This is a genomic window from Methylocystis borbori (assembly GCF_036576025.1).
Classification (GTDB): Bacteria; Pseudomonadota; Alphaproteobacteria; order Rhizobiales; family Beijerinckiaceae; genus Methylocystis; species Methylocystis borbori.
This window is the reverse complement of the sequence record NZ_JAZHYN010000005.1, coordinates 34,606-47,600: the sequence shown is the minus strand read 5'-3', so window position 1 is coordinate 47,600 and position 12,995 is coordinate 34,606. Positions and strand designations below refer to the sequence as shown.

Sequence of the window (12,995 nt, the reverse complement as noted above, 5' to 3'; positions counted from 1 at the left end):
CTAGAACCGGAAATAGATGAAGGGCTTGAACGGATCGGCGAGCCCCTTCGCCAGCGCGGCGATAAAGAGGATCGACAGCGCGCCGTTCGACGCCAGCGCAAAACGCTGGGCGGCTATGGCCCAATCGAAGCCCTCGAAAAAAAGCGAGACGCGCTGCGCGACGCAAATCGCGGCGGCGATGAGCGCGACGACGACATATTCCTCGGGGATCGCGACAGGCGCGCTGGCCGTCGCCCATGGCTGCGCCATCAGCGCGAGCAGCGCGCCGGCTTGCGCGAAGGAAGTCGCGCGAAAGAGAGTCCATCCGACGATCACGACGATCATTGTGACGACATTGGCGAGCCAATCCGGCAGGCGCTCGAGGCGGCGCAGCAGAAACAGCCGATCGAGCACGAGGAATGCGCCATTATAGACGCCCCAGGCGACATAGGTCCAAGCGGCGCCGTGCCAGACGCCGGAAGCGAGAAAGCAGATCCAGAGATTGAAATAGGTGCGCGCTTCGCCGCGCTGATTGCCCCCGAGCGGAAAATATAAATATTCGCGAATCCAGCTCGTGAGCGACATATGCCAGCGCCGCCAGAAATCGGTGATGCTGGTCGCGACATAGGGCATGTTGAAATTCTCCAAGAGGCGAAAGCCGAACATGCGCGCAAGGCCAATCGCCATGTCGGAATAGCCGGAGAAATCGAAATAGATCTGGAAGGTGAAAAACATCGCCGCCGCCCATGCTTCCGTAAAGCCGAGCGTTGAAGGGTCGCGCGCAAAGATCATGTCCGCCCCGCTCGCGAGCGTGTCGGCAAGGAGCAGCTTCTTCACGACGCCGAGCATGAAGCGCGAAAAGCCCGCGACGAAATCCGCCATGTCGGCGTGGCGCATCTCCTCGAACTGACGCGCGATGTCGTGATATTTGATGATCGGCCCGGCGAGCAGCTTGGGAAAGAAGAAGACGTAAAGCCCATAGAGAAAGGGCCGCGCCGGCGCCGTGACGCCGCGATAGACGTCGACGAGATAGGTGATCTTTTCGAAAACGATGAAGCTCACGCCGATCGGCAAGGCGATTTGCGGAATATTGATTCCGGGGAGCGTCAACGCCTTTAGGAACGCGTCGAGATTGAGCGCGAGAAAGCCCGTGTATTTATAATAGATCAGGATCGCGAGATTGCCGACGACGCCCAGCGCCAGCCAGCGCGCGCGCGCCTTATCGCCCTCATCCTGAGGAGCGTCCGAAGGACGCGTCTCGAAGCGCGAGGGCGACAGCCTCCCTCCTCCTTCGAGACGCGAGCTGCGCTCGCTCCTCAGGATGAGGGAGTCTGGTGAGGCCGCGATTTTTCGCGCAACGTAAAGATCGAGCGCGACGGAGCCGAACACGACGAAGACGAAAACCGGCTCGCTCCAGCCGTAAAAGATCACGCTTGCGCAAAGCAGGATAAGCGCGCGCCGCGCCTTCGCCGCGCCGAAAAAGAGATAAAGGAGATAGACCGCCGGCCCGAATAGAAACAGGAACAGCGGCTCATAGAAAAGCATGATCTTCCTGCATTTCGCCGACGCCGACGGCTGGCGCGGCGGCTGGCGGCTTTCAGAGCGAGATCGTTCTGGATGGAAACGCGACGCGCTTTGGCCAAGGACGTGAATCTCGCTCCAATTTAAAGGAATAGAGCAGGATCCAAGTTTGCGACGGAGCCGCAACGCGATTCCGTCTCAAACGATCCTGCTCTAGCAAAAGGCCAGAAGGGCGACAAGAAAGGCAAGAATGTCCGGCGCGGCATCGAAGGCGCGCCGCGTGAAAATTCGCTCAGCGCGTTTGCGGATGACAAGCGCCGCCGTCGTGAAATAGAATTAGGCGATTTTATTGGAGCGCTCTGTGAGCGAAGAAACATCCTTTTGGAAAACCGCGCCGGGCGTCATAACCGCGATAAGCGGGCTCTTCGGCTCAATCGCCGCGCTGGTGACGGCGCTTTATAGCTCCGGTTTTATCGGCGGGAAGGAGCCCAAGTCGAAGGACCCCGATATACATGCGCCCGTGGCGACGGAGCCTGGAAAGTTTGCGCCGCCGGTCGTCGACGCGCCGGTCCCGAATAAAGCGGCGCCGCCGCCCCCGAGCGCCTCCCACCCGCCGCTCTCCGCCGCGAATACATCGACCTACCTTGGAAACAAGACTTGGGGCTGGACCATCTATATCGACGCGCCGGCGGACGTTCTCGCGACAATTGAGTGCGTGACCTACACGCTGCATGCCACATTCCAACTGCCGCCGCAGGTCGTGTGCGACCCCAGCTCTCGCTTTTCCTACGCCGCCTCGGGCTGGGGAACGTTTCTGGTGCCCATCGAGGTGACGTTCAAGGACGGAACGCGGACGGCGATCAGCCATCAGCTGCAGTTCGGCCAATAAGCCTGGAGAGCCCTCATTGCGGCGCGCGCCGCCTTGCGCGGGCGCGTCCCTGCGCCTATCACCCTTCCCATGACCGCCGACTTCTCCCCTAAATCCGACTTCCTGCGCGCGCTCATCGAGCGCGGCTTCGTGCATCAATGCTCCGATTTCGCGGGGCTGGACGAAAAGGCGCTGGCGGGCGGATTGACGGCCTATATCGGCTTCGATTGCACGGCGCCCTCGCTCCATGTCGGCTCGCTCCTGCCGATCATGCTGCTCGCCTGGCTGCAGCGCACGGGCGGCAAGCCGCTGCCGCTCGTCGGCGGCGGCACGACGCGCGTCGGCGATCCTTCGGGCAAGGACGAAAGCCGCCGGCTGCTCACGATCGAGCAGATCGACGCCAACAAGGCCTCGATCAAACAGATCTTCGAGCGCTTCCTCGCCTTCGGCGACGGCCCGACCGACGCCCTTCTGCTCGACAACGCCGACTGGCTCGCGAGGCTGAACTACATCGATTTCCTGCGCGACGTGGGCCGCCACTTCTCCGTCAATCGCATGCTGACGATGGATTCGGTGAAGCTGCGCCTCGAACGCGAGCATGAACTCTCTTTCATCGAGTTCAATTACATGTGCCTGCAGGCCTATGACTTCGTCGAAATCAACAAACGCTACGGCGCGCTGCTGCAGATGGGCGGCTCGGACCAATGGGGCAATATCGTCACGGGCCTCGACCTCGGACGGCGCATGGGGACGCCGCAGCTTTACGCCCTCACCTCGCCGCTCCTGACGACATCGTCCGGCGCCAAGATGGGCAAGACGGCGGCGGGCGCGGTCTGGCTCAACGCCGACATGCTGTCGCCCTATGACTACTGGCAATATTGGCGCAATACCGAGGACGCCGACGTCGCGCGCTTCCTGAAGCTCTTCACCTTCCTGCCGATGGAGGAGATCGGCCGCCTCGCCGCGCTTCAGGGCGCCGAGGTCAATGAGGCGAAGAAGACGCTCGCGACCGAAGCGACGGCGCTCGTCCATGGCCGCGCCGCGGCCGAGCAGGCGGCGGAGACGGCGCGCGCCACATTCGAAGAAGGCGCGCTCGCCCTGTCATTGCCCAAAGTCGCCGTCTCGGCGCAGGAGATCGACGCTGGCCTCGGCGTGCTGACGGCTTTCGTCAAGGCGGGACTCGTCGCCTCGACGGGCGAAGCGCGACGGCAGATCAAGGGCGGCGGCCTGCGCGTCAACGACGCGCCGGTGACGGACGAACGCGGCGTCCTCGGCGAAAAGGATTTCGCCGAGGACGGCGTCGTCAAACTCTCGCTCGGCAAGAAGAAGCATGTGCTGCTGGAGCGCTCGTAAACGCCGCTCAAAGGGCGGCTAGCGCGCTTTCCGATCAGACGGCCAAATGAATAAGCTGGAGCAAGTTCTGATCGAAAAAGTCTGTCAACTTTTTTAAGAACTTGCTCTAACGCTGCCGCTCCTGCGGCATGCGCGCCGTGCCGTCGATGACGCCCATGATTTTGCGCATGAGGCCCGGCGCGATCGCCGACAGCGGATTGACGCTGACCGTCGGGGAGTTCAGCGCGCCGGCGACGTGATAGCTGAGCGCGAAGACGCCTTCGTGCTGGCCGCCGGCGAGCACGACGCCGAGCACCGGAATGTTCGATAGCAAGCTGTTCAGCGCATAGGCCGGCACATAGGAGCCGACGAGGTCAAGCTGCTCGCGCGGGAAATCGATATAGCCGTCGAAGGTCAGCCCGATTTCGGGGCCTGACAACACGCCCTCGCGCACCGCCAATTGACCGCCGGACCAGGTGAAGTCGCTCTCCAGGCGTCCGACGCGCACGAGTTCGGGATCGAAGCTATAGTTGCCGCGGGCGTCCGCCCGCGCCGCGCCGCCCTGCGCCATGAGCCGGCGCAGGGTCGGCTCCCCGCGCACATAGAAATCGCGGATGCGCAAGGCGCCGTCGGCGCGGTTTTGGCCAAGCTGCACGGTCGCCGACAACGCGCCGGAATCCATCTTCCGATAGAGATCGAGGAACGCGAGGAAGGAGCCGCCATCATTGGTCGCGACCTCGAGTTGCTGCCCCGCGTTCTGATTGCGCGCCATGCTGATCGTCAGCTGCTCGCGGCCGAAGAAGCCGCTGAGTTCGAGAACGCGCGGTTTTCCGCCGCGCCGCTCCATCTTGAAATCGACATTGGAGAGAATCTGTTTGCCGTGGCCGGTGACGATCGGCGATTTGAAGTCGAAATCGAGGTTCTCGATCGATGGCCCGCCGGCGCGATCGTTTCGATCGGCGCGCAGCAGCGATTGCATCAACGGCCGCGCGTCGAAATTGGCGCCGCGCGCGACGACCTTCACGGCCTCGCCCCCGCGCTGAACCTCGACGCGCATGTCGTCGCCCGGCGAAAGCCGCACCTGCGAAAAGCGCGCGACGCGGAAGGCGCCGTCGCGCGAAAATTCGACCATGCCCTGCGCCTGCGCCGATCCCGCGTCGAAATTGATCTGCTCCAGCGCCATCCCTTCGCCGCGGCGCGTCAGCACGAATGACGCCTTCGCCGGCTTGCCCGCCGGCTTCGTCAATCCGGGCAGAGGATTGTCGAAGCCTGTGCGCGTGAGGTCGAGCTCGATCTGCGTATTGACCTCCTCGATCGGCAAAGGCGTGCGCACGGTCGCGGTCAGGGGGCCGTTCAGGCCGGAGATCACATAGCCGGCGCGCTGGCGCGCGGCTTCGTCGAAGGTCAAAGATAGCTGCGCCTGCGCCGCGCCCTTATCGCCAAAGGCCCGATGCACGTCGAGCGTCGCCGGCGCGCCGTAAATGCGGCCCGTTCCATTGACGCGCAGACCGGCGCGGTCGGCGACGACATGCAGGGCGCCGGCCTCGAGCTTCTCCTTGCCGATCAGTTTCTCAATGACGAGATTGGAGGTCGTCGCGTCGATGGCGAAAGTCGTGTTTTCGTCGCGGGCGTCGTCGCCGGTTTCGAAATCGACGCGAAGCCGTCCTTCGATCGTCCCTTTCAGCGTTCCCGGTTCGACGGGAATCGTGGCGTGCTGCGCAATGTCCCGAATGAGAAGCAGATCGCCGACCGCCTCGACGGCGCCGCCGACATTTATCTCGACGGCCGCGGGCGTCGGCCGCAAGGCGCTGTCGGCGACGGTGAAGCGCCCTTCCAAAAGATTGAGACGCCGTCCGGGGGACGTCTCCATCACGCCCGAGCTCGCCGCGAACATCGCGGTGCGGCCAGTGACGCGCAGGCGCCCGTTGACGCCGGTGAGCGGCGCCATGCCGGGCAGAATTTCGGCGACCGTCCCGCCGACGATCTCTCCCTCGAGGAGCAGCGAGGAGTCGGGCGGCGACTGCTCGTAGCGCATCGTAACGAGCGCGGCGTTGTCGAAATCGGCCGTATATCTGGCCTGGCGCACAACGCCCGCCGGAACATGGTCGACGAACCAGGCCCGCACTTGCGGCGCGACATGAGTAGGCCACAGCCGCGCCAGCGCATAAATCTGCGTTTCCTCCACGTCGAGCGCGAAGGTCACGTGATTTTCATTCCGCCAGCTGAAGGCGCCGTTCAGGTCGATCTTCGCCTCGGGGCCGGAGAAAGCGAATTTGTCGTATACAATGCGTCTTTCGTCGCGAAAGAAGCGCGCATTGAGGAGGCCGCTGTCGATGCGGATATTCTTCTCGCCGGCGCGCTCCGGCGCGACGACCGTCGGCTCCTTGAGCCGCAGCGCGATCGTCCAGGGCTCGTCGGCGCCCGCCGCCTGCCCGGCCCTCGCCGCCGGAGCCCGCGCCTCGCCGACGATGGCCATGTCGAAACCGCCGGCCTTGAACAAAAAAGGCGCGATCGCGACCCGGCGGCCGGCCTTGTCCCATATCGCGGCGGCGGCGATCTTCTCGATCATGACCGGTTCATGGTCGGGCTCGTCGAAGCGGAAATAACCGCGGCCGATCTCCATGCCGCCGACAGCTTCAAGCACCTCGTCGCCGGCGCCGAGCGCGAAGCTCAGGTCAAAAGCCAGCGGCGCGTCGGTGTCGAAGCGCGCCGCGCGGAATCCGCCAAGGAGCGCGATCTCGTCGACCGAGAGATCGCGCAATTGCGCCTGGAAGTCGCGTCGTCCGCCGGGCGCGCCCTTGGCCACCGCCGTCGCCGTCCAGCGCCGCGAGGGTCCTTTCGCCGCCGCCGAAAAGCGCATGCCGCCCCCGCCCTTGTCGAGGCTCAGCGTCACGTCGTCATAGCGGAGGACGCGGTCGATGGTGCGGTCGTCGATAACGAGCCGCCCATGCGCTACGCCGAAACGGTCGAGCGCGCCGATGGGGCTCTCCGGACTCGTCGCGAGGTCCATCACGCCGCGCAGCGCCCCAGCCGCTTCGCGCAGCAGCGCGACGCGTTCGCCCCCGACCCCGATGTCCGGCGTTTGCGACGCGTCGGCCAGCGCGGGCCTTGGCGGCGTCGCGGCCACGGGTTCGGCGCCCGCCGAAATGGCGACGGCGCCGTCCGGCGTCACCGACAGCCGCAAATCGAGGTCCAGAACCTCCAGCCGGCGCGGTTTCAGCTGGCCGATCAAGAGCGAGTGGAAATCGAGCGACACCTCCGCCCGCGGCGCCGCGAGAATGGGCCGCCCGTCCTGCTTCACCACGAGATCGTCGACGGACAGGGTCGGGCCATGCTCCCCATTCGCCAGCGAGGCGGTCCGAAGCGAGATTTGGTAATGCTCGCCCGCGAGTTCATCGAGCGATTGGGCGATCCTCGGCGCGAGCCAGGCGAAAGTGATTGGCCCCTTCGAAAGAAGATAGAAAAATCCGCCGATCGTCAGAATGACGAGCAACGCCGCGCCGAGGGCGCCGCCTATAAGGAGGCGCGCCGCGCCGCGGCTAGGCGTCAGGAGGCGTCCGGATGTGCGGCGCGGCTGCGCCGAAGGGCGCCGCGGCAAAGGCTTGACGCCTTGGCCGCGTAGATTCTCGCGCCCTGTCCTGTGGGTCAAATGGCCTCGCTCTTGGCGTATGCGCAGCGCCGGCGCTGGCAAATTCGCGCCGGGCTTGCCGGCTGGCGCGCAGTCTGCATTGTAAAGTCTGATTTTAGCTGCGGATGCGACGAAAGGAAGGCGAGATGCCCAAAACTGCGGCCAAGGCCGAGGACATGCTCAAAGAAGGGGATCCCGCGCCCATTTTCGATCTGCCCGGCGCGGGCGACGAGAAGGTCTCGCTCGCCGCGCTTAAGGGCAAGAAGGTCGTTCTCTATTTCTATCCCAAGGACGACACCTCCGGCTGCACTAAGGAAGCTATTGAATTTAATGGACTTTGTGACAAATTCGCCAAAGCGAAGACGATCGTGGTCGGGATGTCGCCCGATTCCGTCAAAAGCCATGACAAGTTTCGCACAAAATATGAATTGAAACTGCCGCTCGCCTCCGACGAGACAAAGGAGACGCTCGGCGCCTATGGCGTCTGGGTCGAAAAGAGCATGTACGGCCGCAAATATATGGGGGTCGAACGCTCCACCTTCCTGATCGACGTCGACGGCAAGATCGCCAAAATCTGGCGGAAGGTGAAAGTGCCCGGCCACGCCGAAGAGGTTCTCGAAGCGGCCAAGGCGCTGAAAGCGTGAAGACGCTGGCCTGATCCCTCGTTTTCGCGATCAGGCCTGCGTCCGCTCACAGCGTGCGCATAAACTGCAGAAGGTCGTCTTTTTCTTCCGCCGTCAATTTGGTCCCTAGGACCAGATTGAAGAACTCGACCGTATCGGCGAGCGTGAGCAGCCGTCCGTCATGCAGATAGGGCGGCGAATCCTTTATGCCGCGCAGCGGAAAGGTCTTGATCGGCCCGTCGGCCGTCGCCAGCATCCCATTTATGGTTTCGGGCTTATAGAAGCGCTCGACGCGCAGATTATGCATGAGATTGTCGGTGTAATACGGCGGCGCGTGGCAGACCGAGCATTGCCCTTTGCCGAAGAAAATCTCCTGGCCGCGCAGCTCCGCCGGCGTGGCCAGCGACGAATCGAGCTTGCCGAATATGTCGAGCTTGGGCGCCGGCGGAAAATCGAAAATCTCCTCCATCTCCGCCATGAAATGAACCTGGCTGCCGCGCTCCAGAATATTGACGCCCTTCTTGGTGGCGATCACCGGATCGCCGTCGAAATAGGCGGCGCGCTGCTCGAATTCCGTGAAATCCTCGACCGTCTTCAGGGCGCGCTGCGAGCCGAACAGGCGCTGAATGTTGACGCCGCGGAGCGGCGGCGTGTCGATCCGATGGCGATTGGGCTGCGGACGAATGTCGCCGACAAGATGCGTCGCGGCGTTGGTATGGCCATTCGTATGGCAGTCGAGGCAGGCGACGCCGCGGCTCGGCTTCTCCGAGCGGCGATCGTCCGTCTGGTTGAACTGCTGCTGCGGGAAAGGCGTCAGCAGCAGCCGCAACCCTTCCAGTTGTTTCGGGTTTAGGACGCCGTCGAAAATCTCGTAGTAGTTGTCAAGCGTAACGAGCTTGCCTTTGGAAACGTCGCCGAGATCGGGGCGCGTCGTGAGGTAAATCGGCGGCGGGAACTCCGGCAGGAAATGGTCGGGAATATCGTAGTCGAGATCGAAGCGCGTGAGATCGCGGCCTTCCTGCTTGTTGATCTCGTCGATCTCGAATTTCGGGAAGACCATGCCGCCTTCGGGGTGATTGGGATGCGGCAGCGGGAAGAAGCCCTTTGGGAAGAGGTTTTTCTCGCGGATGTCAGCCGGCGTCATCGCCGCGAGATCTTCCCATTTGACCTTGCCCGAGAGCTTGACGCGCACGCCGTCCTGCACCGGCTTGCCGCGCGACATGGTCACGCCCTTGGCGGGCCGGTTGGAGAGATCGTAGCGCAGGGCGAGCAGATCGGCATGCTTCTTCTCGATGTCGCGCTTCGCCGCTTTCATCTTCGCCATGATCGAAGCGAATGAGTCCTTGATCACGACGGGCATATAGGAATTGGCGTCCTGCTGGGCGTAAGCCGCCTGAAGGCCGATGGCGACGCCGATCGCCGTCAAGGCCGTCCAGGTCTTTTTTAATTTCAAAGATCGCACGGCGGAATCTCCCTCGTGAGGTCGGACTCGGAAGAGCCCGCAACGTCGTCGCGCGCGATGGGAAAGCTCCATTGGCGACGGCCGCCCACTGAATTAAAATTGTAAGATCCCGAAGCGCGGCAAGCCTCCGGCGTCAAAAACGGCGCGCGCCGCAAAAAGAAACGGCGCGACGCGGGCGGCGCGCCTTCTTCCAATGGTTTAATCGCGGTGGGAGGCGGCTTAGTCGCGTTCGGGTGGGACCCCGGCCGGCGCCGCATCCCCGGAAACCTTGGCGATGAGCTTCGCCATATCCTCCGATCCCTTCTTGGCGGCGGCGAGATCGGGCCGCGCGGCGAGCGCCGCCTCGTAATCGGCCTTGGCGCGCACGAAGTCTTTCTTGCCGCGCCAGGCGTTGGCGCGATTGATCAGCGCCGCGACATTCTTCGGGTCGATCTTGAGCGCCGCGTCTAGATCGGCGATCGCCTTGTCGAACTCTCCCTTGGCGTAATAGCAGGCGCCGCGCCCGCTGCGCGCCGCCGCATGCTTGGGATCGCGCTTCGCCGCCTCCGAGAAATTCTCTATGGCGCGGTCGTGCTCGCCCCTCGCGTGATAGATCGCGCCGCGCGCCACATGCGCGGCGGGGGATTTCGGGTCGAGCTTCGCCGCCTCGCCAAGATCGGCGAGCGCCTTCTCCCCATCGCCCTTGGCCCGCCAGATCGCGGCGCGCGCCACATAGGCGGCGGCGTTCTTCTTGTCGAGGGCGATCGCCTTGTCATAGTCGGCGATGGCGGCGTCGAGGTCGCCCTTCCCCTGATGCGCCGCGCCGCGCGCGACGAGCACGACCGCCGATTTGGGGTCGACGTCGAGCGCCTTGCCGAAATCCGCTATGGCGCTGGCGTAATCGCCTTTGGCTTGATAGGCGCCGGCGCGATTGACATAGGCGGCGAGCTTGTTATGCGCGGTTTCCTTGGCGACGCTGTCGATGATCTGGGTGCAGCCCGCGATGCGCGCGTCGGGATCGGCGGCGCGGCACTGGCTCCAGGCCGGATGTATTCGCGCAGGCGCCGCGAAAACAGGCGCGCCGACCAAAATACAAGCGCCAACGAAGGCGAGGCGATACGACTCTCGTGCGCCAGCGCACACGACGGAACGAAGACTCTCATTCATAATGCTGGAGTGCTCCCTGATGAAAGAGTGGCCCCGCCATGCTACTCCTTTAGGCGGCGCCCGCAAGCTGGAATTAAAGTAAGTTTAGCGGATTGATTCACTTCTCCCGCGTCGCCCGGAGGGCTTTCATGATCGTCTCGACCACCAATGACATCACTGGCTACCGTATCGTGCGCCATCTCGGCCTTGTGCGCGGCATCACCGTGCGCTCGCGCTCCGTGGTAGGGAATTTCTTCGGCGGCGTACAGTCGATCTTCGGGGGCAAGCTGTCGGTCTATGTCAATTTGGCCGAGACGACCCGCGAGGAGGCCTTCGAACATATGTGCCAGCATGCGGCGGACGCCGGCGCCAACGCCGTCGTCGGCATGCGCTATGACGCGAATGAAATCATGGACGGCGTCACCGAGGTGCTGGCCTATGGCACGGCGGTGGTCGTCGAACCCGCCTGAACGCGTCTCCTGCGCAAGGCGGACGTTTCTGGGCTTCAGCCTCGGGTGAAAAACGTTTAGAATAAATCAAATGAGCCTGCTGACCACAAATGACCAACTGGCCGCGATATGCGACCGTTTCGCCAAACATCCATTTGTGACCGTCGACACCGAATTCCTGCGGGAGACGACCTTCTGGCCGCGCGTCTGCGTCATTCAGCTCGCGTCGCCAGAAGAGGCGGTGGCGATCGACGCTCTTTCGGAAGACATTGATCTTTCGCCATTCTTTGAGCTGATGGCCAATCCGGGCGTCGTCAAGGTGTTCCATGCGGCGCGTCAGGATCTGGAGATTATCTGGCGGCTCGCCCGGCTCATCCCGGCGCCGCTCTTCGACACCCAGGTCGCGGCCATGGTGTGCGGCTTCGGCGAGCAGGCCTCCTATCTCGAACTGGTGAAGGCGATCACAAGGGCCAATGTCGACAAGTCGTCGCGATTCACCGACTGGTCCCGCCGTCCGCTGTCGGACGCGCAAATCGACTACGCCATCGCCGACGTGACGCATCTGCGCGATATTTACGTCGCGCTGCGCACCCGCCTCGAACGCTCCAACCGCCTCGACTGGCTCGCGGACGAGATGCAGACGCTGACCTCGCCCGCGACCTATGAGCAACATCCCGAAAACGCCTGGGAGCGCCTGCGCCATCGCGCCCGCAAACCGCGGGACCTTGCGGTGCTCATGGAGCTCGCCGCCTGGCGCGAAAGCGAGGCGCAGACGCGCGACGTTCCGCGCTCGCGCGTGCTCAAGGACGACGTGCTGATCGAGATCGCCCAGGCGGCGCCGCGCAGCGCCGAGGCGCTCGGCAATCTGCGCTCCTTCCCCAAGGGGATGGAGCGTTCGCGCGCCGGAATCGACATCGTCGCCGCCGTCGAGCGCGGCCTCGCGCGCGACCCCGCCGGCATGCCGCGCATCGAACGCGAGCGGCGCGGCGCCAATGGGGCGACCGTGGAGCTGCTGAAGGTGCTGCTGCGGCAGGTGGCGGAGGAGACGGGAGTCGCCCCCAAGCTGATCGCCACGGTCGAGGAGCTGGAGGCCATCGCCGCCGACGATGAAGCCGACGCGCCCGCGCTCAAAGGATGGCGGCGAGCCATTTTTGGGGAAAAAGCGCTTGAGCTGAAGCGCGGACGGCTGGCGCTCGCGGTCGAGAACGGGCGGGTCGTCACCTTCGACTGGCAGGACGCCGAAGCTCCCGCAAACGCGGAATAATTCCGTCAACTGTTTTTATTGCTGCGCACAACGCCAAAGCTTGCGGCGCCATAAAAAAGTGCGGTCGAACCGTTGCTCCTTCAACATGACGGAAGTTTAAGCGTTCTCGTTTATCCATATGAAACAATATGTCGCACCGCAATCTCGAGATTTTTTCGCGCTGCAATATTGTTATTGTGCGGCGCACTAACTACCTTCCGTATCGAGCGCCGTTCGATCGCGCCGAGGCCAATTGGGCGATCGCGCGCCGCTCCATCGATAGATGGAAGGAAGAGACCTATGACCACAGGAAAACGAATTGTCGCGGCGGCGCTCGGCGGAGCGCTCTGGCTTGCAGCAAGCTCGGGCCTGGTCGCCGGCGACGCATGGTCGCCTCAGACGATGCGGCCGCTCATGGCCACGAGCTTCGATGCTGGATCGAAGCACCTCGTCAGCTATTTCGTCGGCGCCGATAACGGATGCCGGCTTACAGTGATGGTGATCGACTCGGCGTCCGCCGAACTGGAGACCCCTGCGACGGAGGCGACCCGACTGGTCGTGACCGTGGCGGACGGCAAGGCGGCGCATTTCGACACGCCGGTCGGCAAGTCGCTGCGTTTCACTTGCGTCTCCGGCGCGCGGGCGATGAACGTCGAGCACATGAATCGCCTCGCGGCCTATCCAATCGCGGAGTAAACGCGCAAGAAGGGCGACGCCGGAAACGGCGTCGCCTTTTTTTTCACCGTTTTACGAGAGCGAGCCCCC

Annotated in this window: 10 protein-coding genes; 6 read left to right on the top strand and 4 right to left on the bottom strand. The window is 63.6% G+C overall.

The window, feature by feature from the left end:
- On the bottom strand, window positions 1-1,524 hold the full coding sequence (locus tag V3H18_RS02775) for an MBOAT family O-acyltransferase (RefSeq protein WP_332080359.1): 1,524 nt from the start codon (window positions 1,522-1,524) through the stop codon (window positions 1-3).
- 337 nt (window positions 1,525-1,861) lie between these two features.
- Between V3H18_RS02775 and V3H18_RS02770 the strand changes: the two genes are divergently transcribed.
- Together V3H18_RS02770 and tyrS are read left to right on the top strand one after the other, a co-directional pair.
- Window positions 1,862-2,389, top strand: a complete 528-nt coding sequence (locus V3H18_RS02770; protein WP_332080358.1) for a pYEATS domain-containing protein — start codon at window positions 1,862-1,864, stop codon at window positions 2,387-2,389.
- A gap of 69 nt (window positions 2,390-2,458) precedes the next feature.
- The gene (gene tyrS, locus V3H18_RS02765; RefSeq protein WP_332080357.1) at window positions 2,459-3,721 is read left to right on the top strand and encodes a tyrosine--tRNA ligase; all 1,263 of its coding nucleotides are present in this window, start codon (window positions 2,459-2,461) and stop codon (window positions 3,719-3,721) included.
- Between the two features lie 106 nt (window positions 3,722-3,827).
- Here the strand turns inward: tyrS and V3H18_RS02760 are convergent, their stop codons facing one another.
- Window positions 3,828-7,349 carry an AsmA-like C-terminal region-containing protein gene (locus V3H18_RS02760; RefSeq protein WP_332080356.1) on the bottom strand — a complete coding sequence of 1,174 codons (3,522 nt, stop codon included), beginning with the start codon at window positions 7,347-7,349 and terminating at the stop codon, window positions 3,828-3,830.
- Window positions 7,350-7,474: 125 nt separating this feature from the next.
- On the opposite strand from V3H18_RS02760, the gene V3H18_RS02755 reads away from it, so the two are divergent.
- Window positions 7,475-7,972, top strand: coding sequence for a peroxiredoxin (locus V3H18_RS02755; protein ID WP_332080354.1), 498 nt, complete (start codon window positions 7,475-7,477; stop codon window positions 7,970-7,972).
- A 46-nt stretch (window positions 7,973-8,018) separates the two neighbouring features.
- On the opposite strand, the gene V3H18_RS02750 is transcribed toward V3H18_RS02755, so the two are convergent.
- Together V3H18_RS02750 and V3H18_RS02745 are read right to left on the bottom strand one after the other, a co-directional pair.
- Complete coding sequence (locus tag V3H18_RS02750; protein ID WP_332080353.1) at window positions 8,019-9,413, bottom strand: cytochrome B6; 1,395 nt, start codon at window positions 9,411-9,413, stop codon at window positions 8,019-8,021.
- A gap of 219 nt (window positions 9,414-9,632) precedes the next feature.
- Window positions 9,633-10,481, bottom strand: a complete 849-nt coding sequence (locus V3H18_RS02745; protein WP_332080352.1) for a tetratricopeptide repeat protein — start codon at window positions 10,479-10,481, stop codon at window positions 9,633-9,635.
- 206 nt (window positions 10,482-10,687) lie between these two features.
- Here V3H18_RS02745 and V3H18_RS02740 point away from each other — a divergent pair, with 206 nt between their 5' ends.
- The 3 genes from V3H18_RS02740 to V3H18_RS02730 all read left to right on the top strand — a co-directional run bounded on the left by V3H18_RS02740 (window position 10,688) and on the right by V3H18_RS02730 (window position 12,926).
- On the top strand, window positions 10,688-11,008 hold the full coding sequence (locus tag V3H18_RS02740; protein WP_332080351.1) for a YbjQ family protein: 321 nt from the start codon (window positions 10,688-10,690) through the stop codon (window positions 11,006-11,008).
- Between the two features lie 70 nt (window positions 11,009-11,078).
- Window positions 11,079-12,251 carry a ribonuclease D gene (rnd, locus tag V3H18_RS02735; protein ID WP_332080350.1) on the top strand — a complete coding sequence of 391 codons (1,173 nt, stop codon included), beginning with the start codon at window positions 11,079-11,081 and terminating at the stop codon, window positions 12,249-12,251.
- A gap of 279 nt (window positions 12,252-12,530) precedes the next feature.
- Window positions 12,531-12,926 (top strand): hypothetical protein, encoded by a 396-nt coding sequence (locus V3H18_RS02730; RefSeq protein WP_332080349.1) that lies wholly within the window; start codon window positions 12,531-12,533, stop codon window positions 12,924-12,926.
- The last annotated feature ends 69 nt before the right edge of the window (window positions 12,927-12,995 follow it).

What these genes read in the sequence shown, in the direction of transcription:
- V3H18_RS02775 (WP_332080359.1), bottom strand. Translation starts at nt 1,524, where the DNA reads ATGCTTTTCTATGAGCCGCTGTTCCTGTTTCTATTCGGGCCGGCGGTC.
- rnd (WP_332080350.1), top strand. Translation starts at nt 11,079, where the DNA reads ATGAGCCTGCTGACCACAAATGACCAACTGGCCGCGATATGCGACCGT.
- V3H18_RS02730 (WP_332080349.1), top strand. Translation starts at nt 12,531, where the DNA reads ATGACCACAGGAAAACGAATTGTCGCGGCGGCGCTCGGCGGAGCGCTC.
- V3H18_RS02755 (WP_332080354.1), top strand. Translation starts at nt 7,475, where the DNA reads ATGCCCAAAACTGCGGCCAAGGCCGAGGACATGCTCAAAGAAGGGGAT.
- V3H18_RS02740 (WP_332080351.1), top strand. Translation starts at nt 10,688, where the DNA reads ATGATCGTCTCGACCACCAATGACATCACTGGCTACCGTATCGTGCGC.
- tyrS (WP_332080357.1), top strand. Translation starts at nt 2,459, where the DNA reads ATGACCGCCGACTTCTCCCCTAAATCCGACTTCCTGCGCGCGCTCATC.